The following is a 20,068-nucleotide window of genomic DNA, read 5'->3' as shown; positions in this document are numbered from 1 at the left end:
GATAAACAGATCACGAAGGGAAATACGCCATATGAAACGTATTGAGATATATGAAAACGGCATTAATATAGTATTTGAGATAACAGACGAGAACGAGGCAAAGCTTCTGCACTTCTCTGCTCTGCCTTTTGATGAAGCCAAGACGGCTTCATACATGGGGCTGAAAACTTTCAGACCTGTAGAGATACAGGCGAGCGGTATCGACCGCCCTGACGAGCGTCACGGCAACAAATATATCGTGACCGCTCCGGGCTGGAGAATGAAGTTCAAGGATTTCCGTGATGTGAACAATGATCTTGGCAGAAAGCTTGAACTTGTGACCTTTGATGAGGGCACAGGTCTTGAGGCTGTGTCCCACTATCAGTTTTACACCGGCACGTCTGTTGTACGCTGTTGGACTACCCTTACAAACAAGGGCAGCGAGGTACAGACCATTGAATATATGTCCTCCTTTGCGCTGACGGGCGTAGAAAAAGAGGGGCTTAAAAAGCCTGAGTACAAGATGAAGATATGGGTATGCCACAACTCATGGCAGCGTGAATTGCAGTGGCAGGACTACACCCTTGAACAGGTGGGGCTTGCTTCATCCGCAAAGCCTACGGAACAGCGTTCATCAAAGGTATTTGCCTGCACAAACGTTGGAAACTGGTCGGCAAAGGAATACATACCAATGGGTGTGCTTGAAAACACAGAAGCAGGCTCGGTGCTGTTTTGGCAGATAGAGCAAAACGGCTCTTGGCACTGGGAGCTTTCAGACGTGGGCGGACACTTCTATTTACAGCTTTCTGGCCCGTCGGAGATAGAGTCCCACTGGTATAAAAACCTTGTGCCTAATGAGAGCATAGAAAGCGTGAAATGTGCAGTAGGCTCGGTGACAGGAAGCTTTGACAAGGCTATGGGCGAGCTGACGAAATACCGCAGAAAAATACGCCGTCGCAACAAGGATAATCAGAGGCTTGCGGTAATATTCAACGACTACATGAACTGTCTGTGGGGCGACCCTACGGCTGAAAAGGAGTTTCCCCTTGTGGACGCTGCGGCAGAGGCAGGCTGTGAATATTTCTGCATTGACGCAGGCTGGTATGCTGACGGCTTTTGGTGGGACGAGGTCGGCGAATGGAAAGAGAGCAGAAAGCGTTTCCCTAACGGCGTAAAGGAAGTTGCCGACTATATCCGCAAAAAGGGCATGATACCCGGACTTTGGCTTGAAATAGAGGTCATGGGAATAAAGTGTCCGCTTGTGGACAGCGTTTGCGATGACAGTTGGTTCTTCACACGTCACGGCAAGAGAGTCTATGACAGAAGCCGTTATCAGCTTGATTTCAGGAATCCTAAAGTCCGTTCCCACGCTGACGAGGTAATAGACAGGCTCGTTTCTGAATACGGCATAGGCTATATAAAAATGGATTACAACATAGAGCCAGGTATAGGCACTGAACAGAACTGCGACAGCGTTGGCGAGGGTCTGTGGGGTCATGAAAAGGCTTACCTTGAATGGCTTGACGGTGTTTTTGCTCGTCACCCTGACCTTATTATAGAAAACTGCTCCAGCGGTGGGCTCAGAATGGACTATGCGATGCTTTCAAGATACTCCATTCAGTCCACATCAGATCAGGACGATTACAAAAAATACTGCACCATTGCGGCGAACTCCCCTACTGCCCTTTGCCCTGAGCAATCGGCTATCTGGGCTTATCCTATCACATCAGGTGACAGAGAAGAAGTTGTTTTCAACATGATTAACGCAATGCTTTTGAGAATACATCAGAGCGGTCATCTTGGCAACATCGACCCTGAACGCAAGGCACTTGTAAAGGAAGCAATCAGCGTTTACAAGAAGATAAGGGCGGACATAAAGGAAGCAGTGCCGTTCTGGAGCTTGGGTCTGTCCAAATTTTCGGACGACTGGGTATCTCTCGGTCTGAGAAACGGCAACAAGGCTTATCTTGCCGTATGGAGGAGAGAGGGCAAGAGCGACACCTGCGCTCTGCCTATCGACTTCCTCAAGGGTGTTGACGCAAGGGTGAAGTGCATTTATCCTGATTTCAGCGAAACCCCTGTGGAGTTTTCAAAGGCGACGGGCAATGTTTCCGTTAAGTTTGACAAACCTTATATGGCTAGACTTTTTGAGATAGAGTGGTAAAAATACGAGCTTGGTAGGGTTTCTGTAGTTTGTGCAAAAAAATGCGGGCGAACAATGTTCGCCCCTACATATGAATTTGTGCTTTGGCACGATCTTGTAGGGGAGCGGCGCAATTTCTGTTCGCAAGCTCACAGAAATACGACGTCCCGCTCCTCGAGGTTTCGCCTTATAATTTATCGCACAAACCCTGAAACCCGACAAAGGGCGGTAGGGGCGAACACTGTTCGCCCGTCGGATATCGGAGTTGTCTGATACACCTAATAAGATTGTGTTGCTCAAAGTTACCTGCCAATAAGGGTAACTTTTCCACACACCGCGCCTTTTGATTTGTCCGATTTTACGGACAGTTGCTCGCCTGTGGGAGATATTATCGCCGATATTCCGCAGTTTCCTGCACGGAGGACATATCTTCTGTTCTCAACGGCTCGCATTATGCAGTGGCGGTAATGCTGTTCACGGGCGGAGCTTTTGCCAAACCATGAATCGTTGGTGGAAACGCAAATTATCTGTGCGCCCTGCTCTTTCTGTCGGCTCACAAGGCTTGGAAAAATGGACTCTATGCAGATAACAGAGCCTATGGTCATGCCGTCTGAGGCGAGGGGTTTGGTGTGTCTTTCGTCTGCACATTCGCTCATAGTGTCAAGGTGAAAAATGCCTGCAAAAGGTGTCTTTTCACCGAAAGGCACAAGCACTTGTTTCAGGTAGGGCGAAGACGCAATGCCGTTTTTATCATAGGCGAAAAGGGCATTGTAATCCTTGCCGTTTTCAAGATAGAACGAGCCTGTCACAAGGGTACACCCATGGGTGGCGGCAAAGTCTGATATAAGGGAAAATTCTTTTAGCTGTTCGTCATAGTCTTTCGGCACGGCAGTTTCAGGAAGCAAAACAAGGTCGGTACCCCACCGCCAACAGCTTTCCATTATAGAAAGATAGGAGCGTGCTGAGTCGAGGGCTTTGCGGTGTGATTTTTCCCTGCCCTCCAGACTATCCTGTGCGCAGATAACGTCTATCTGAGGGTAAATGTTATCAAGCTTTTTGTCGAGGTTTATGGAATAAAGTCCGTAGCTTAAATTTGCCCCCTGCAAAAGCAGTGCAAAGGCGGTGCAGGCAAAACGCTTTTTGCTAGTATATATCTCCCCATGCAGACCGTTGAGCAGGAAAATTATAAAGCTTGTAAGACGGCAGCTTATGAGCGTTGCGGATTGCAAAAGCAGTGGCGAACTTGTTACAGCTAGCCATGCCGCAGACCACGGAAACGCCAAAATCGGAACTTTCTCTTGAAGCCACTCCCCTGCTGTCAAAAGCAGGCAGAGCAAAACTATCTCAGACAAACGGTGTTTGAGATGCGGTCGCAGGGGCAGGAAAAGGCTCAGTGGAAGATACATAAGGATACACTCCCACAAGGTCAGACCTAACCACGCTAAAGTAGCAAGAGGTATAGAGGCAAAGGACGGCAGAGGACATATTTTCCATATGGTGAGCATAAAAGTGAGCTGAAAAAGATAATATGGTACAAAAAAGCACAGAAAATCAAGCCTAAAAGCCCTTTTTTCATGGCAGACTGACAGGCAATGCACCATTGGCGCAAAGATAAAAAACGCAAGCCACGGCAAATTCAAGATAGATTGCATAAGTGCGCTCACTATACCCGTGAGGGCGAGGAACGCTCTCCGTGAGATTTTGGGGTCAATTATTTTCGAGATATTCATGTAAATATTATGACCCGAAAGTCGCACATAATTCACAAAACTATAAAGGGAGGCAGTAAATTGGAGATCTTTATTCCGCAGTTTGTCAGGACGGCTCTTGACAGGCTGAATGAGTGCGGCTACGAGGGTTATATAGTCGGTGGCTGTGTAAGAGATAGTTTGCTTAGCAAAAAGCCTCATGATTACGATGTCTGCACAAACTGCACCCCTGACAAAATGCTCGAAGTTTTCGCAAATTTCCGCACTATTGAAACTGGGCTGAAGCATGGCACGCTCACTGTTTTGATAGAGAGCGAGCCGGTGGAGATAACCTGTTATCGCAGTGACGGAGAGTATATAGGGCATAGAAAGCCTGCTCAGGTCACATTTGAAAGCTCGCTGGAGGAGGACTTAAAACGTCGTGACTTTACGGTGAACGCTATGGCATACTCACCGAAAGAGGGGCTTATTGACCTTTACGGCGGACAAGGCGACCTTGAAAAAGGCATTATAAAATGCGTTGGCGAGCCTGAAAAGCGTTTTGACGAGGACGCTTTGAGGATATTAAGAGGGCTGAGATTTTCTTCATGCCTTGGGTTTGAGATCGAGGAAAAGACCTCAAAGGCTATACTTGAACAACGTGAGCTTTTAAAAAGCATTTCTGCCGAACGCATTGCGTCGGAGCTTAAAAAGCTTCTCTGTGGAAAGGATGCAAGGAAAATATTGCTTGACTATCGTGAGGTCATAGCGGTGTTCATACCTGAGCTTCGGGAAAGCTTTGATTTCAGGCAGAACAATCCCCACCATTTTCTTGATGTTTACGGTCACATTTGTCTGAGCGTTGAGAACGTCAGACCACAGTGGCAGATGAGGCTTACTATGCTTCTTCACGATATCGGCAAGCCGAGAATGCACACTGTTGACGAGAACGGCATTTCCCACTTTAAAAAGCACCAGTTTGAGGGTGCTTACATGGCGGAGCAGATACTCAAAAGGCTCAGGATAGACAACGCTTCGGCGAAATATATTTATGAGCTTATATGGGAGCATGACAACAGGATACCTGCCACGAAAAAGTCGGTTCGGAGATTTATGGCTCAGCATGACTTTGACTTTGTTATGGATTATCTGGAAGTGCGCAGGGCTGACACATATGCCCAGTCGGACTACAAACGGCAGGAAAAGCTTGCAGAACTTGACCATATCGCAGAGCTTGCAATGGAGATAAATGAGGACAACGAGTGTATCCACATTTGCGACCTTGACATAAACGGCAAGGATCTTTTACAAATGGGCTTTGGCGGAAAGGATATCGGCATTGGGCTGGAGCTTGCATTGAATGGTGTTATAGACGAAAAGGTGGAAAACAAAAAAGAGGAGCTGAAAGGCTACATTGAAAGCAACTTCAAAAGGCAGGATAAAGATAATACTTAAAGGGTCGGCACTTGTGCTGTGGTGCGTGGTGATATTCATGTTCTCGGCAAACAATGCTGACGAGTCCAACAAGCAATCAAATGCGGTGTTTAACGCAGTGATAGAATTTGTCAACCCTGTATATGACAGCCTTGACGCTACAGCGCAGGCGGAATACAAGGACACCGCCACGTTCATCATAAGAAAGCTTGCGCATTTCAGCGAATACGCCTTGCTTGGAATACTGGCGTTTATCAATCTTTCAAAGGTGAAAAAGCTTGTATACAGAGGGCTTTTTGCGGCGGTGTTCTCTTGCATCTACGCTTCAAGCGATGAAATACATCAGCTTTTCGTGCCGGGGCGTGCAGGGCAGGTGCGTGATGTTCTTATCGACACAAGCGGTGCAGTGGCAGGAATTTTACTTGCCATTCTAATACGAAAAATATGGCTCAAAAGCCGTGAGAAAAAATCGTGATAACAAAAAATATCCGTGGGGGCATTTCGCTCTCACGGATATTTTATTCTAGCAAAACCTATTGCAAATCATATCGTGACCCATTGGTATCGCCTCATTCAAAGCCTTGGCTTTACCTAAATCACTTTATCTCAAGTCTTTTGGTTTCAGGCTTTACCTCCTGCATCTTTGGCAGGTCAAGGGTCAGGATACCATTCTTGTACTCTGCGGAGATATTGCCCGTATCAATGCCTGTAAGGTCAAAGCTTCTCTGATAAGAACCGTATGTCCTCTCACGGCGGATATACTTGTCTTTCTTATCCTCTGTCTCTGCCTTATGCTCAGCGGTAAGAACAAGATCGTTGCCTGAGATGTCAAGCTTGATATCGTCCTTATCAAAGCCCGGAAGCTCTGCTTCCATTACATATTTGTCGCCCTCGTCCTTGATATCGGTCTTGAAGCTCTGGAGTGCATTTTCTCCAAAGAAATCATTCTCAAAATCATGGAATGCGTTAAACAGGTCGTAGCTCTTTCTTTCAAATGGTGTAAGTCCAAACATATAAATTCCTCCTTGATGTGTTATATCTTAATTTATCTTGTAAGCTTTTATAATTTATTCTGCTCTTCCATTGGTATCATTTCCTTTCTTCATTGTCTTTATGATACCCCTGCTATGTGTTCATTGTGTGAAGATATTGTGAACATTAGCTGAATTTTAGCACTCTCGCTATGCGAGTGCTAGCATATTAGTTTCATGAGTGCTAAAACAACGTCATGACATGATATGATAATCAGCGGGCGAACGCTGTTCGCCCCTACTGCGTCAACGCCTATCACTGCTTATCGAAGCGGTCTTTAAGAAGCTTCAAGGCTTTCTTTTCTATCCTTGAAACATAGGAACGTGAGATACCAAGGCGTTTTGCGACTTCTCGCTGCGGCAGTTGCGGCTGACCGAAAAGACCATAGCGCAGAGTGACTATCTGTCTTTCACGCTCATCAAGAGAGCTTTCGATATAGCGGTAGAGCTGTTCACTGCGAATGGAAAGCTCTATTTTGTCGGCAACGTCCTCTCCGTCTGCGATTATGTCGATAAGGCAAAGCTGATTGCCGTCCTTATCGGAGTCAACAGGCTCGTCAAAGTGGATATCGTTGGCAGACTTTTTCTGGGAGCGGAAGTGCATTAGTATCTCGTTCGCTATCCTCACCTAATGTCGTATTTTCATCAGAGCTTGTCTTTGCCCGCTTTCTGTGGGCTTTTTTATAGTCTGCGAGTTCGTCCTTTATATCCTGAAGTTCTACTGTTTTGTTACCAACAAAGAATAATTTTACATTTTCGCCATCCCATTCAGCGTGTTCTATAACTTGCCGCACAGCGTATCGTTTGTCCTCAAAGGTGCTTTGGGTATCTAAGGCTGCTGAAAATTCAGCTAGGCGAGTTGCAAGATCTTTGAAATTAGCAAATGCTTGCTCGCTTTGTGCGACAACTTCTTCAAGCTTTATTATTTTTGAGCTGATCTCTTTGTTGCTGTTTTCAAGCTTTCGGTATTGCTCATTAGCGTCATTGGACATTTCAGGTGACATTTTACTTCCATTATTGGCAATAAAATTTATAAGGTTCTTTTGTTTTTGTTTATTGTCGTTAAGCCTTCTTTTCATCTGCTCCAGTTCTTTAAGTACAGGCTGTTCGTCGCTTTCAAAATTGCCCTGTGCCTTTTTTAGCTGCTCTGCCAATTCAGATTTATCCGATGTAAGAGCTTTGATTTGCTCCCAGACAAGATCATCGAGAAAGTTGCCGTTTATGCGTTTCACATTGCATCTTTGTCGATTTGAGTTAAGCATCATCTTACACGCATACGCAAAGTTTCTTTCTCCTCGTTCATTATAAGTCTTTGCCACACGAGGGTACATTATAGAACCGCATTTGCATCTGAGCAATCCAGAAAGCAATGCACAATGGCTGCGTGGACGATTGTAGTTCTTATCCTTATTTTTATCCAGAATATTTTGAACCCTTACCCAGTCTGCCCCATCTATAACACCATCATGTTCGCCAATAGCTACGATCCATTCATTGTAAGGTTTAACTTTATGGCTGGTATTCTTTTCTTGCTTGGTTTTATTATAAACCATCATTCCTTTAGTTCCGTCAAATGCATCGTCATCTGCATATATTGTTGAACCTTTATTCTCGAAAAATTTAAGGACAGCGTTATCAGCCTTAGCGTATACGGGATTTCTTAGAATAACCTTTACTGCAAAACGTGAGTACTCATTATCCATTTTTGTTTTGATGTTATCATTAAGTAAGATTGCCTGAACAGCCGTGAGGGATTCTGTTTTGAGATAAAGCTTATAAATTCTCTTGACAAGTTCCATTTCTTCGGGTACTATCTCGAGCTTTCGGGCGTAGTGCACTTTGCCCTCTTTATTAGTACTGCCGAAGGTTTCAACGCTTTTGTAACCCGTTGGAGTTGTGCCGCCGAGCCACCGACCTTTCTGTGCTAGCTCGGTCATATTATCAATAATACGTTCAGCAATTATATTTCGCTCCAGTTCGGCAAACACGGCTACAAGCTGTATCATTGCCTTATCCATAGGGCTGTTAGTTCCGTTGAGACCATCGCTGACGGAGATAAAGCGAATATTGTGTTTTTCTAAGTTGTTGAATGTATTTGTAAAATCTGACACAGATCGGCTTATTCTATCGAGCTTATAGCATATTACGCATTGGATTTTGTTATCCTCGCACATATCCATCATCTCTTTAAACTGAGGTCTGTCGGTATTGCCGCCAGAATAGCCCTCGTCCTCGAATATGATAATATCTTCCTCATCGACGTTCATACTGCTAAGATGAAGTTTACAGCGGTCGATCTGCTGATTTATACTTTCGCCTTTTGCTGTAAACTTCGATTTACGGGCATATATGGCGTACTTCCGATTATCGCAGTCAGTATTGCTTGTACTCATATGAGGTTCTCCTTTTTTATTTTATTGGGTATCATACAGCATACCACAATAAGTGGTGTAAGTCAATCGCTGTTTTCAATCAGCTTTCTTTTATTTTTTATAGTTTTGAAATGTGTTTCAATCCACCTTAAATAATGGTAGAATACTATAAGATCACTCATTGCATTTTCACATTGCTTATCAATCTCACTATCAGATAAGCCATTTTGTTTTCCTTCTTTTCGAATACGCTTAATCACACCAGACTTATCTGGATTTATTTGCTTTTCTAAGAAATTACAAAAATCGCCGAGAATTTCAAGTGGTTCATCACTTAGGTTGCTGTTGTGCTTTTTGCTGATGGCATAGAATAAGTTGCCGCTAAATATATCTTTTATATTTTCAGTATATGGTTTTAAGCTGAGAGTTGATGTCTTTCCTCTGGTTTGGAATTTGTCAAATATAGCTCCAAGCACATCGGCTTTTAATGGATTGTCGATATTTGTGATTATTCTTTCTGTGTTGGGATTAAGTTTAGTTTTAGTTGGGTCAACTTCGTTGGCGTTAAGCTCAGCATTGTTTTCGGATTCGTCATTGCTGTCTTTATCAGGTTTTTTCCTCATTGGTATATCGACATTAATGTAGTATACGTCTTTACATTTGTTACAAGGTCTTATTTCGTTATTCTTAAGTTGTTTTGCTTTTTCAAAGAAGATTTTGTTTATAGTATCGTTATTCCTATAATAATAGACATATTTGCCTTCAAATCTGAAAAGTAGGTTGATGAGTTCCTTATGTAAATCGAGCTTGAATGTTGTCGGTTTAGTATCATTTCCTTTTGGATATTGTACTGTTTCGTAATAAGGTGGATCTGCTATGATCAAGGAACTTGCTTGATTCTTTGGAGGAATATATTCGCCGAGGTTGTGAAGAATTGTAAGTGCATCTTCATTCAGTATTGTAGCCTTTTGCAGTCGTTCATTATAGATAGGGATACAACTAACTCGTTTTATTAGTTTTAATTCTGAAAAAACCGATTTTCTTTTATAAAAAGATTTACAATCAGACATATAACTGAATGCACTAAGAAAAAGAAATCGCACCGCCTCAAAAATATTGTACTTATTACTATCAATAGCATCTTTATCAACGGTATACTTTTGATCTTTCATTATGTTGAAGTTTTCTTCTGTATATTGAAACCTTAAAATTTCGCATATAAGTCTTATCGGATCATTTTTAAGGCAAAGAAATAAATTTGCCTTACGAACATCAAAGTCATTAATAATCAAGTGCTTGAATTGAGAAGTTACATTCATAGTTAAGCCAAGACCGCCGCCGAATAGATCAATGATATAGGTGTATTTATTCGCAAACATCAAGGAGCGATTTGTCGATATCATATTCTTTTTCCACTTTGTACCCAGAAGGTTTAATAAGTGAATATCCATTCCCTTATGTGTGCGAGAAAATGGTTTGTAGCCGTCATAAATGTAAAATACAATAGCATATGTTAGAGCTTTTGCTTGGCTTGTGAGCAGCTTATTATTTTCGCTCTTAGGTGTGCATACATACAAAAGAGTTTCCAACAAATAGTCTGGAACAGAGAAAGTGATCTTGTGAGTGGGAATACCCTTTGTCAAAAAATAATTTATATCTATAAAGTCTGTGCCAATACCTGATGCTTTTTTCTGTTTCTGTTGAAAATGGTTAATATATTTATTGTTTAACGCTAGATCTGAAAAAATTGTATCTCCTTTTTTATCAAAGAAAAAGCGAGGCATAAAGTCGTGTGGGCAGTACGTCAAATAATGTTCTATAATGTGTTTCATTGTGCTAGGCGTAAATTTGTCAAATTGAGTTTCTTGAGAATTATCATTGCAGCTTTGACTTTTGTCAGCCTGCTTGTCCTTTTGCATTTTTATAATCTCAGCCAGCAACCTGTCTGAGATGTTTACAGAATACTTTTTTGCCATTATATTAAGCTCCCCTGTTTTAATTCTAATTTGTATACATTCTTAAAGCCAATGGTGTTTAGCCTTGAGTTGACCGAAGTGTGAATATGATATCTGCTTGGAAACCATAGAGATGCTAGTTTAACCTATAAGTTTGCTGCATTGATACTGTCATCCTCATTTTTCGGCATTGGCTGTCTTGATTTGCAATCTGAGTCAACTACCTAAGAAGTGGCTTGTTTTGGCTAATATTTTATTCTACCGATTAGTTCGGCTTACCTTTTGCTGAGGTATGAACTATTTTTTCGTAGGTCATACTTATTTATTGTAGGTAATACTTATATGGTTAAGAACACATACTTTCATGTGAATATGTATAATAATTCCTGATTTGTTATATTTTCTTGCGAGTTCAGCCATATTTTCATGGTGATATATGTAAATTTGTTAGTGCAAATAATAATTTGTTGAGGTGGATTTTTGCGTGAAATCTGACTTAAATTTATAGCGAGATTTTAGTATATACTCTATTTTTCGCTCGAGAAACGCCATATATTTAAGGATATTTATGTAAATAGCTAAGTGTAAGTAAGGATTAGTTCAGGTGGCGGCTTGACATCTGAACCTGCCTTATGATATCACTAAATAGCTGTAAGAAAGCCCATAAACATGGGCTTTGGCTCCATAATTTTTTATTTTAGCTAAAGTAATGTTCAAGGACTGTTTCTACAAATCGAGTTTTGTAAATCGCATAAGAACAATACTAAGATAAAATATAGTACAATGATGTTTGCAGGAACACAGTATGACGGATATGAGAACCCCTAAAGAATATGACGGAGTGCACCCTAAACAGCTAATATCCATCGAGGTGCAGTTTACAAAGTAAGTTTCTACCGTCAGCTAACTCCAGTATCACATCAAGGGGTGGTTGGGTGGGTATAAGAAAAGACCTACTCCTTAGCCAAGCCTGACAGGTACGCAGCTAAGAGTTTCTTATCACTAGCAGAAAGCCTATCGTACTTGGTGAGTATCTCAGCTTGTTCATCAGAGAGCTTGACAACGTGGGAGACAGGCTGATCTAGGGTATCGTCTTTGAAGAAGTCCGACATAGATACGCCGAGACCATTACAGAGTTTCATTAGGGTACTCACAGTTGGCATTGTATTTCTTACGAAGATATTATTCAGACTTGAGTATGGTATGTCAGACTCTTTGGCAAGCTTATAAATGCTCCAGCCGTAGTCAGTGAGGTACTTACGAAGTTTTACGAGTATCCAGTTTTCATTGATCATTTGGGTATCTCTCCTGTCAGTTTCTTTAACTTTGCTTTATATTATTATTTTAAAGAAATAAGACAGATAATTGAAGATGTAAATATGAGTTGTATAATTCAAATAATATTACTCATATAAGAAATTAATTATTAAGAAAGTGTTGATTTTGAGTGAGAAATATGTTATACTGGAAAAGAAGAAAAATTTTTTTAGAAATGTGGAACTTTTTCTGCATCTCATTTGTCTATATACACAGAGGGCAAGAGGTGGTCAGATGAATGAAGAAGTTCTCTGCAAGATCTTTGGGAAACTTGCTGATGGGTATCAGCTGACCCAAGATCAGCAAAAGGCATTGTTTAGGAAAATCATTGAAGATGGGAGTAGTTTAGAAAATGAAGGAAGAAGTGGATTACACCGAAGCGGTGGAGAAAGCGAAGCAAGGTGATCAGCAGGCTAAAGAAGTGCTGTACACAGAAACTTGTCAGCATATGTTTTTCCTTGCTAAGAGCATTGTCAAAAGCGATGAGGAAGCAATGGACATTATTCACGACAGCTACATATGTGTATTTCAGAAGTTAGACAATATCAAGAACGCAGCTGGCTTTAAGTCTTATCTGAGAACAACAGTAGCAAACAGATGTAAGAATTATCTTAGAAAGAAAAAACCTTTATATCTGTCAGATATGACAGAGGACGGCGAGGAGTTCGAGCTTGAGGACATTGACGGCGAGATACCTGACGAGCTGCTTGAAAACAAGGACGTTATCGAATGTGTACGCAGGGTAGTTGAAAGCCTGCCTGAGGAGCAGCGTATGTGTGTGATACTCAGGTATTACGATGAAATGAGTTTGCAGGAGATAGCAGACACGCTTGAAGTTTCTTTGGGTACTGTGAAAAGCAGGCTCAGCAGAGCGTCTAAGAAAATGCGTGACGAGATAGAACGCCTTGAGAAGGAAGAGAACAAGAAGTTCAGATGTATCATTCCGTTCTTCTGGCTCAGAGCTGGTCTTGAGGGTATGGAGAATGAAACTGACGTGCCTAAGGCACTTGAAGTAAAATTATTTGGAAAATCTATTAAAAGAGGGGTATCAAAAATGGCGAGAAACATTATTGTTGCGGCAGCAGCTTTGGCGATAGCAGGAGGGGTATTTCTTACCGCTTGCGGAAATGACGAGGGCAAGAAAGACACAACAAGCAGCCTTGCGGACACAAGTTCGGTATCTTCCGCAGCTGAGGAAAGCAGCTCTGAGGCTGAGGTGAAAGAGCCTAAGGTGTTTGAATGTGAGCTTGAGGCAGGCAGCGAAATGACCGCAGCTGAACTTGCTGCAAAGCTGAGCAGTGATAAAATCGACACAGCTGAATTTGCCAGCGGCGAAGAAAAGATCGCACTTGACAAGTTGGGCGTACAGAGCATTTCACTTAACATCAAGCTTGCCACAGGTGAGGAGGAACTCTGGAACATCACAGTAACGGTAGTAGACAGTGAGAAGCCTAAATTCACGGGTATCAAGGATAAGTATGAAATTACGGAGGGTGACAAGCTCCCTGATTTCAAGAAAGGGGTATCGGTGAAGGATAACTACGATGAGAGTGTAGAGTTCACCGCTGAGCTCGACGGCAAGGCAAAGAAATCCGATTACAAGGCAGGCGAATACACTATCACCTACAAGGCTAAGGACAGCAGTGGAAACGAAGTGACCGCCACTTCAAAGCTCATCATCAAGGAAAAGCCAGAGGAAGAGAAGAAGGACGATGAGAAGTCGGAGGAGACCTCTGACAACAATAACAATGGCAACTTGGATAACAATGGCGGAGGTAGCTCCAATAACAACGGCGGTAACGGCAGTAATAACGGCAACGGCGGAGGCAGCTCCAATAATAACGGAGGCAACGGTAACGGTGGCTCTCAGAATAACGGTGGTGGCTCAAGCAATAACAACGGCGGGGGTAGCTCCAATAACAATGGTGGAGGCAACTCAGGTTCTGGCGGTGGTGGTCAGGTTTGGACATGGGATGATGATGACGGGCATCACAGGGGCACAATAGATGATGGCACGACTCCAGGTGGAAATACTGAAGGAACAGGTACTAGACAGTACGGCGACCCGTTTGGTTGGGGATACGATTATTGGTATGTTGTATATCCTAACGGCGAGATAACCACTATTTAGTCTACCTTTGAGTTAGTCATATCTACTCCAGTTTAGATATATTGAAAACGAGAGCGATTTCTTTCAGAGAGTTCGCTCTCTTTTCTTTAAAGAGAGGATTGAAAGTATGATAAGTTACGATAAGAAAACGAGGCATCTGGTAGTATCATCAGGAGAAGTAGTGACCTTTGATATACAGTTCAGGGGTAGAATAAATGTAGTTAGAGGTGCAGCCGCAACAGGTAAGACATATATGTGCAATCTTATAAGAAACGGAAATCCTCACCCAGATGTAGTCGTATTTGAAAGAGGCGTAAACTCAGTGAGGGATTTAACTTCCCTGTCAGATAAATTGATTATAATAGATAGAGCTGATATGTTGAGTGCTGAAGTAGTCGAGCACATATCTCAAGACCTCGACAACACCTACTTAATAATGGCACGAGTACCATTAGGTTTGGGTATCACACCTCTTCTTTGATACAAAATTAGCAGATAAACAGCATCAAATCAAGTCCTGTTGGCGAAAACTCTTGCACCATTGGATTTTAGCAATATGGGGTATCAAGGGAGTGCATTTATCGCCGCAGACCGATTTTAGGGTGGTTTTCAGCAGCTATTTTGCATTATTAGCCGCCCTGCAAAATCCGGGTAGATTTTCGGGTGAGATTTATTCGTAATTTTGGAGATTTGAATTGCATCTAAACTAAAAAATTCACTATCTATGGGTACTACTAAATAAAAAGAGCACGGCTTGACGGCATTTTTCCTGCGGTCTGGCTGTGCTTTTTTCCTTTTGCCGCCACAGCCGCACACGGCGGCGTACACGGCTTTTGCTCCGCTGCTTGGGTATGTTTACCCTACGGCATTGCTGCAGCTCGACACGGCGGCACTCAGCGGCTTACGGCGTGGGTGGGGGTATCTTGCGACCGTTTGGGACAGTAGATCGTCTGCAAGCAACAACGAAATCAGTTAATCTTTTATCGTTTTAAGCAAAACTTTTTGCAGCCAAGCCAAGTGGAAATTTGCAAGCTGTTTCGCCATTAGCCAAGACCTGTTTGCGATAAACGCTAAATGCCACTTTTGCAAATAAAAGAGCTGAGATTGATGAAAATACAGATCAAATTTCCGATCAAGAAATTTTAAAAATATTTTGATATTAATTTTGAAGATGCTAAGCTGCGATTATATTAGTAGCTCCAGAGTGAACGGATGCGTTGAATTTAAAATCAATAACCTGAAATTCACGGCTGTCCGCTCTGGATTCTCTGGGGCAAAATTTTATAGGGAGGCGATTAATATGCCTGTGAAACAAAGGTCGATTTTTGCAGAGTGCTTAACCCTGCTCAAAGACATTAATTACGACAAAAAGTTAGCCTTGCAGACAAGGCAAGCAGGGTACTTTACCCAAGAGCGAGTCATTGCCGCAAATAAGCTTTGGCAGTATATAAGCAGCTGCAAGTGGTGTCAGAGCAAGAGAGCGAGAGATCTCGTTAATGTGGCGAGAATGTCTGACTCTCAGGCGGCAACGGTGCTGAGTATTTCACCTAGCACCGTAAGAAGTCTGCGTAGCTATGCCAGCAGAAAGATCTATTCAATTATTGGCAAGGACTGCATTGCTGTTATCCGCAACGGAAATTCCAATGATCTTTTCAAGCTGTGCTGCAAACTCCATTACCATCTTTACGGGTACGAGACAGCCAGCAACTGGATACCTGAAAAGGTTATGGAGATGTTTCTGAAGAACGGGAGAACATCTACTCAGGTGTACAACCTGAGTCAATGCCTGCGTGAACTTGAGTTTCTCGCAAGGTACGATCTTGTGCGAATGTCGCTAAAGTGTTCAAGGGTCAATCCCGACAAGCTCACGTTTCTGCTAGAGATCCTGTCGGGTACTTCCACCAAGGGCAGCGGCTACACAAAGGAAGATGTGGTAAATCTCATTTTCCGACTTCAGAACAAAAACATTGGCAAGAAGTAAGTTTGAAAAACTATACATTTACGAACTACAAAGAAAACGTCCGCAAAGTCTGTGTTTTTGACTTTGCGGACGTTCGTATATAAAGTGAACTTTTACGAACAGGAGGACAATTTTTATGGTGTTTGGGTATGCGAGGGTATCAACTAAGCAGCAGAACGAAGACAGGCAGCTTGCCGCCTTGAAAGAGTACGGCGTTGCCGATAGCTGCATTTACATTGATAAGGAGTCGGGGAAAAATCTCCAGCGTGAACAGTATCAGATTTTGAGAAACGCTATTCTCCGTGAGGACGATACGCTGGTAATCAAGGAGTTAGATCGCCTGTCGAGAAATAAGTCTGACATAAAAGCCGAGCTTGAATACTATCAGCAAATGAAAATTAAGGTAGTAATACTTGATATTCCCACCACTAAAATAACATACGAAAATGAGAATAAATGGGTAGGCGATATGATAACCGCCGTGCTGATCGAGGTGCTTTCCAGTATGGCAGAGCAGGAGCGGCTAAAAATCAGAAAGCGACAAGCAGAGGGTATCGCCATTGCCAAAAAGCAAGGCAAAAAATTTGGCAGACCTAAGGTAAACAAACCTTCCAACTGGAATAGTGTGATAATTGCTCTTGATCGGGGTGAGATAACAGCTGTTGAGGCGATGAAAAAGCTGAGATTAAAGAAGACATCGTTCTATAAGCTTAAGAACGCCGATAAAAACGCTGAGATGAAATAATAAATCGAGATGAAAAGTGTACAACGTGATGAAACCTGAGATGAAATATTTCTGGTGTACGAAATCGGCAGAAGTATGCATATCGGACGAGCTTTTCGTATAAATATGTTTATAGGAGAGGTAATCTAAATGAGAATTGTTGTACACGAACCAGAAACCGAGTCGGGAGTTCTTGAGCTGCAAAAGCGTGTCACAAATCTACACGGACACATCATCAAGAATTACATAACGAGAAATGTTCCCGAAGCCAAGAAACGTGAAGATGTTTTGCAGGCAGTAATTTCAGCATTACAGACCAATGTCACCTCAGTCTAAATAGCTTTTTATTTTGAGGTAGTTTTCTTGGGTCATATTGGCTTTATTGTACTCCCATTGTTTAAGGGTCGAGTGACCCACGTTCAATAATTCAGCCATTTTGAGCTGCGTAAGCGATAATCGTTTACGCAGCTTTTTTATTTGCTTGCCTTGATCGTTATATAAGAATTTGTTATAATCGTCCAGCAAGTCGCAAACGTCCACCTCATATAATTTTGCAAGTAAAATGATCTTATCGATAGGATATACACTTAATACGTTCTCCTCATATCTTATATAGGTTGTTCTGTCAACATTAATGTAATCGGCAATTTCGCTTTGAAGATAGCCGTTTTTGCAGCGGTAAAATTTAAGCTTGTCCGAAACCGTTTCTGGGCTTTCAGAACTCTGCATCTTATGCACATAGTCAACATTCTTGTGCTTAGGAAAAGGGTTATGAATAGAGATGGTGTGAATGTATACAGGAGTGAACAGGGGTATTTTGTCATTTGAATAAAAGACGAAGAAGTTGTTGCTGAATGCCTTATAAATTCGCCAATGCCGCCCAGATGGACTATCCTTTGCAACATCGTGATAAAAATACGACTTTATGTTAGTGTTGCGTTCTCCACGCACCTGCTCCCATAGGTGGCGAAGCGGCAGCCTTTCTTGTGGTCAAATGTTGACACAGCTTTTATTAGACCGATAGTGCCGATAGAGATAAGGTCCTCCTGATCTGTGGAATTTGAATAATACTTTTTTATAATGTGTGCCACAAGACGGAGATTGTGTTCGATAAGCTTATCCTTTGCCGCCTTGTCACCCTGCGCCATTCTCTCAAAACACTCACGCTCCTCCTTCGCCGAAAGCGGTTTTGGAAACACGCTGCGGCTGTCAAAATGCAGTGCGAAAAATAGAAAATTTCCCGTAAGCAGATCAAACAGTGCTGAAAACATATTTGTCCCTCCTTATATAAAGTATCGCTCATACGCTTTTTAATCATATGTGCTTCAGGGATTGTACTATTCTGATTTTGACATAAGGTCGCAAAATGTTTCTGATTTGTTAAATTTGCTGAAATATTGATTGTCTTGTTTGCTAAAATCACGAATATTATTAATATTTTGTAAACAGACGGCATTTTACTTTTATCGTTAATCAAATGATGATATAATTATATCAGATAGGTATGTTTTTTGGGGGTGAGCGCTCATGACAAGCATAAAAGGACGATCGGTATTCGGAAGCATTGCAAGAGGAAAGCTGACCTTTTATCATCGTGACGAATTTATCATCAACAAGATAAAAGTGTCCGACCCTGAACTTGAATACAAAAAATATGTCAAGGCTAAAAACGCTGCTCTTGTGGAGCTTGGGGAGCTTTATGACCGTGCAAGGTTAAGCGTTGGGGAAAGCGACGCTCAAATATTTGTGATACACCAAATGCTTATCACCGACGAGCAATACGACAGCAGTATTCGCACAAAGATACTTGACGAGCATTTCAATGCCGATTATGCAGTTGCAAGCACTTCAAGAAGCTTTGCGGAGATGCTGGCACAAATGGACAGCGAATATATGCAAAGCAGAGCGGCTGACGTCAAGGACGTTTCAAACAGACTTTTAAGACACATATTAAACTGCGCCGACAAGCTTCCCATACTCAGAGAGAACGCCATTATCTGCACCGGTGACCTTATGCCCTCAGAAACCCTGCTCATGGACAAGACGAAGATAAAGGGCTTCTGCACAAGGTCCGGTTCTGTGAACTCTCATACTGCGATACTTGCGAAAAATCTTGGCATACCTGCCATTGTGAACGTTGGAACGGAGCTTTCTGACGAATACGAGGGCAAGGAAGCCGTCCTTGACGGCTACAGCGGAACGCTTTACATAGAGCCTGACGAGCATACGCTCAGACAACTTGAATACAAGGAAGCCGTTGAGGGCAGGAAAAAGGAACTTCTCACAAGGCTCAAAGGCAGAAAAAACATCACTCGTGACGGACATGAGATAAAGATATATGCGAATATACTCAACTCTGAGGAGCTTGAATCGGCGGTAAAAAACGACGCAGGTGGGATAGGTCTTTTCAGAACGGAGTTTATGTGCTTTGACAGACCTGCTTTCCCTGACGAGGATTTTCAGTTTTACACCTACCGCAAGGCATTGGAGGCAATGGAGGGTAAAGAGGTCATAATAGGCACTTATGATATTGGTGCAGACAAGATACCTGATTGTGCAGACATGATTGCTGAGAGAAATCCCTCTATGGGCTGTAGAGGCATACGATTTTGTCTTGAAAGAGAAAGCATATTCAAAACACAGCTAAGGGCGTTATACAGAGCGTCTGTTTACGGACAGCTTTCAATACTTCTGCCTATGGTCATAGACGTGAGCGAGATACTGAGGGTGAAAGAGCTTATCGTGCAGGTCAAGGCAGAGCTTATAAAAGAGGGCAAGAAATTTGCCGACAATGTTAAGCTCGGGGCAATGATAGAGACCCCTGCGGCGGTGATGACAAGCGATATCATAGCCAAAGAGGTGGATTTTTTCAACATTGGCACCAACGACCTTGAACAGTTCGCTTTCGGTCTTGACAGGCAGAACCCATGTTATGACAGGGTGTCCCCGAAAAATCACAGGGCACTGCTGAGAATGATAAAAATGGTGTGCGACAACGCCCATGCAAACAGCATAAAAGCAGGCATTTGCGGTGAGATAGCAGGCGACCCAACGCTCACAGAGATATTTCTGGAGCTTGATGTGGATATGCTGTCGGTAGTTCCGTCAAGGATACTGCCACTGAGAAAGGCGGTAAGGAGCATAAGTCTTAAAGACCCGAAAAAGGCAGAGAATGACCTGAAGCTGTTTTTATAAAAAGGATAATTTTCCTCATTTCATACAGGCGGTGGGATACGTTATCGTGCGTGTTCCACCACCTTTTTGCTTTGCTTGCAAATACGCTAATAAGGAGAGCGAACTGTTCGCCACTACAGATATTTAAACAAAGAACGTATTTTATCTTATGGTCTGTATG

General features: G+C 42.5%; 18 protein-coding genes. 10 read left to right on the top strand and 8 right to left on the bottom strand.

Features of this window, described 5'->3' with window-relative positions; all coding sequences use genetic code 11:
• The first annotated feature begins 31 nt into the window (after positions 1-31).
• Positions 32-2,143, top strand: coding sequence for a glycoside hydrolase family 36 protein (locus DW938_RS07450; protein ID WP_118124378.1), 2,112 nt, complete (start codon positions 32-34; stop codon positions 2,141-2,143).
• Between the two features lie 281 nt (positions 2,144-2,424).
• Here DW938_RS07450 and lnt read toward each other — a convergent pair whose 3' ends face one another.
• Positions 2,425-3,852, bottom strand: a complete 1,428-nt coding sequence (gene lnt, locus DW938_RS07445) for an apolipoprotein N-acyltransferase (RefSeq protein ID WP_278278283.1) — start codon at positions 3,850-3,852, stop codon at positions 2,425-2,427.
• A gap of 60 nt (positions 3,853-3,912) precedes the next feature.
• Here lnt and DW938_RS07440 point away from each other — a divergent pair, with 60 nt between their 5' ends.
• Together DW938_RS07440 and DW938_RS07435 are read left to right on the top strand one after the other, a co-directional pair.
• Positions 3,913-5,265, top strand: a complete 1,353-nt coding sequence (locus DW938_RS07440) for an HD domain-containing protein (protein WP_118124376.1) — start codon at positions 3,913-3,915, stop codon at positions 5,263-5,265.
• Positions 5,225-5,719, top strand: coding sequence for a VanZ family protein (locus tag DW938_RS07435; protein ID WP_118124375.1), 495 nt, complete (start codon positions 5,225-5,227; stop codon positions 5,717-5,719). Before DW938_RS07440 ends, DW938_RS07435 begins: the two co-directional genes overlap by 41 nt.
• Before the next feature lie 121 nt (positions 5,720-5,840).
• On the opposite strand, the gene DW938_RS07430 is transcribed toward DW938_RS07435, so the two are convergent.
• The 5 genes from DW938_RS07430 to DW938_RS07410 form a co-directional block, all read right to left on the bottom strand.
• The gene (locus tag DW938_RS07430; protein ID WP_117897306.1) at positions 5,841-6,257 is read right to left on the bottom strand and encodes an Hsp20/alpha crystallin family protein; all 417 of its coding nucleotides are present in this window, start codon (positions 6,255-6,257) and stop codon (positions 5,841-5,843) included.
• Between the two features lie 274 nt (positions 6,258-6,531).
• Positions 6,532-6,879: a sigma-70 family RNA polymerase sigma factor gene (locus tag DW938_RS07425; RefSeq protein ID WP_022287558.1), complete on the bottom strand. Its 348-nt coding sequence runs from the start codon at positions 6,877-6,879 to the stop codon at positions 6,532-6,534.
• Positions 6,833-8,668, bottom strand: coding sequence for a recombinase family protein (locus DW938_RS07420; protein WP_118124374.1), 1,836 nt, complete (start codon positions 8,666-8,668; stop codon positions 6,833-6,835). The genes DW938_RS07425 and DW938_RS07420 overlap by 47 nt, the downstream gene beginning before the upstream one ends.
• Before the next feature lie 62 nt (positions 8,669-8,730).
• On the bottom strand, positions 8,731-10,623 hold the full coding sequence (locus tag DW938_RS07415) for a DNA adenine methylase (protein ID WP_118124373.1): 1,893 nt from the start codon (positions 10,621-10,623) through the stop codon (positions 8,731-8,733).
• A 932-nt stretch (positions 10,624-11,555) separates the two neighbouring features.
• On the bottom strand, positions 11,556-11,897 hold the full coding sequence (locus DW938_RS07410) for a helix-turn-helix transcriptional regulator (RefSeq protein ID WP_118124372.1): 342 nt from the start codon (positions 11,895-11,897) through the stop codon (positions 11,556-11,558).
• A 256-nt stretch (positions 11,898-12,153) separates the two neighbouring features.
• Here DW938_RS07410 and DW938_RS14760 point away from each other — a divergent pair, with 256 nt between their 5' ends.
• The 6 genes from DW938_RS14760 (at position 12,154) to DW938_RS07380 (ending at position 17,049) form a co-directional block, all read left to right on the top strand.
• The gene (locus DW938_RS14760) at positions 12,154-12,324 is read left to right on the top strand and encodes a hypothetical protein (RefSeq protein ID WP_181984388.1); all 171 of its coding nucleotides are present in this window, start codon (positions 12,154-12,156) and stop codon (positions 12,322-12,324) included.
• Positions 12,272-14,050: a sigma-70 family RNA polymerase sigma factor gene (locus DW938_RS07400; RefSeq protein ID WP_118124370.1), complete on the top strand. Its 1,779-nt coding sequence runs from the start codon at positions 12,272-12,274 to the stop codon at positions 14,048-14,050. The genes DW938_RS14760 and DW938_RS07400 overlap by 53 nt, the downstream gene beginning before the upstream one ends.
• 106 nt (positions 14,051-14,156) lie before the next feature.
• On the top strand, positions 14,157-14,510 hold the full coding sequence (locus DW938_RS07395; protein WP_118124369.1) for a hypothetical protein: 354 nt from the start codon (positions 14,157-14,159) through the stop codon (positions 14,508-14,510).
• An 819-nt stretch (positions 14,511-15,329) separates the two neighbouring features.
• Positions 15,330-16,010 (top strand): hypothetical protein, encoded by a 681-nt coding sequence (locus DW938_RS07390; RefSeq protein ID WP_118124368.1) that lies wholly within the window; start codon positions 15,330-15,332, stop codon positions 16,008-16,010.
• Positions 16,011-16,125: 115 nt separating this feature from the next.
• Complete coding sequence (locus DW938_RS07385; RefSeq protein WP_118124367.1) at positions 16,126-16,734, top strand: recombinase family protein; 609 nt, start codon at positions 16,126-16,128, stop codon at positions 16,732-16,734.
• A 129-nt stretch (positions 16,735-16,863) separates the two neighbouring features.
• Positions 16,864-17,049: a hypothetical protein gene (locus DW938_RS07380; protein ID WP_118124366.1), complete on the top strand. Its 186-nt coding sequence runs from the start codon at positions 16,864-16,866 to the stop codon at positions 17,047-17,049.
• On the opposite strand, the gene DW938_RS07375 is transcribed toward DW938_RS07380, so the two are convergent.
• Positions 17,041-17,442, bottom strand: coding sequence for a helix-turn-helix transcriptional regulator (locus DW938_RS07375; RefSeq protein WP_242992442.1), 402 nt, complete (start codon positions 17,440-17,442; stop codon positions 17,041-17,043). The two genes, DW938_RS07380 and DW938_RS07375, sit on opposite strands and share 9 nt — an antisense overlap.
• A 194-nt stretch (positions 17,443-17,636) precedes the next feature.
• Positions 17,637-17,984 carry a sigma-70 family RNA polymerase sigma factor gene (locus DW938_RS07370; protein ID WP_118124364.1) on the bottom strand — a complete coding sequence of 116 codons (348 nt, stop codon included), beginning with the start codon at positions 17,982-17,984 and terminating at the stop codon, positions 17,637-17,639.
• A gap of 256 nt (positions 17,985-18,240) precedes the next feature.
• On the opposite strand from DW938_RS07370, the gene ptsP reads away from it, so the two are divergent.
• Positions 18,241-19,908: a phosphoenolpyruvate--protein phosphotransferase gene (gene ptsP / locus DW938_RS07365; protein WP_118124363.1), complete on the top strand. Its 1,668-nt coding sequence runs from the start codon at positions 18,241-18,243 to the stop codon at positions 19,906-19,908.
• The last annotated feature ends 160 nt before the right edge of the window (positions 19,909-20,068 follow it).

This window comes from Ruminococcus sp. AM43-6, assembly GCF_003461785.1.
In the GTDB taxonomy this organism is placed as follows: domain Bacteria; phylum Bacillota; class Clostridia; order Oscillospirales; family Ruminococcaceae; genus Hominimerdicola; species Hominimerdicola aceti.
This window is presented reverse-complemented; position numbering and strand designations above follow the sequence as displayed.

What these genes read in the sequence shown, in the direction of transcription:
- DW938_RS07395 (WP_118124369.1), top strand. Translation starts at nt 14,157, where the DNA reads ATGATAAGTTACGATAAGAAAACGAGGCATCTGGTAGTATCATCAGGA.
- DW938_RS07380 (WP_118124366.1), top strand. Translation starts at nt 16,864, where the DNA reads ATGAGAATTGTTGTACACGAACCAGAAACCGAGTCGGGAGTTCTTGAG.
- ptsP (WP_118124363.1), top strand. Translation starts at nt 18,241, where the DNA reads ATGACAAGCATAAAAGGACGATCGGTATTCGGAAGCATTGCAAGAGGA.
- DW938_RS07415 (WP_118124373.1), bottom strand. Translation starts at nt 10,623, where the DNA reads ATGGCAAAAAAGTATTCTGTAAACATCTCAGACAGGTTGCTGGCTGAG.
- DW938_RS07385 (WP_118124367.1), top strand. Translation starts at nt 16,126, where the DNA reads ATGGTGTTTGGGTATGCGAGGGTATCAACTAAGCAGCAGAACGAAGAC.
- DW938_RS07425 (WP_022287558.1), bottom strand. Translation starts at nt 6,879, where the DNA reads ATGCACTTCCGCTCCCAGAAAAAGTCTGCCAACGATATCCACTTTGAC.
- lnt (WP_278278283.1), bottom strand. Translation starts at nt 3,852, where the DNA reads ATGAATATCTCGAAAATAATTGACCCCAAAATCTCACGGAGAGCGTTC.
- DW938_RS07430 (WP_117897306.1), bottom strand. Translation starts at nt 6,257, where the DNA reads ATGTTTGGACTTACACCATTTGAAAGAAAGAGCTACGACCTGTTTAAC.
- DW938_RS07390 (WP_118124368.1), top strand. Translation starts at nt 15,330, where the DNA reads ATGCCTGTGAAACAAAGGTCGATTTTTGCAGAGTGCTTAACCCTGCTC.
- DW938_RS07450 (WP_118124378.1), top strand. Translation starts at nt 32, where the DNA reads ATGAAACGTATTGAGATATATGAAAACGGCATTAATATAGTATTTGAG.
- DW938_RS14760 (WP_181984388.1), top strand. Translation starts at nt 12,154, where the DNA reads ATGAATGAAGAAGTTCTCTGCAAGATCTTTGGGAAACTTGCTGATGGG.
- DW938_RS07420 (WP_118124374.1), bottom strand. Translation starts at nt 8,668, where the DNA reads ATGAGTACAAGCAATACTGACTGCGATAATCGGAAGTACGCCATATAT.
- DW938_RS07370 (WP_118124364.1), bottom strand. Translation starts at nt 17,984, where the DNA reads ATGTTTTCAGCACTGTTTGATCTGCTTACGGGAAATTTTCTATTTTTC.
- DW938_RS07410 (WP_118124372.1), bottom strand. Translation starts at nt 11,897, where the DNA reads ATGATCAATGAAAACTGGATACTCGTAAAACTTCGTAAGTACCTCACT.
- DW938_RS07400 (WP_118124370.1), top strand. Translation starts at nt 12,272, where the DNA reads ATGAAGGAAGAAGTGGATTACACCGAAGCGGTGGAGAAAGCGAAGCAA.
- DW938_RS07375 (WP_242992442.1), bottom strand. Translation starts at nt 17,442, where the DNA reads ATGCAGAGTTCTGAAAGCCCAGAAACGGTTTCGGACAAGCTTAAATTT.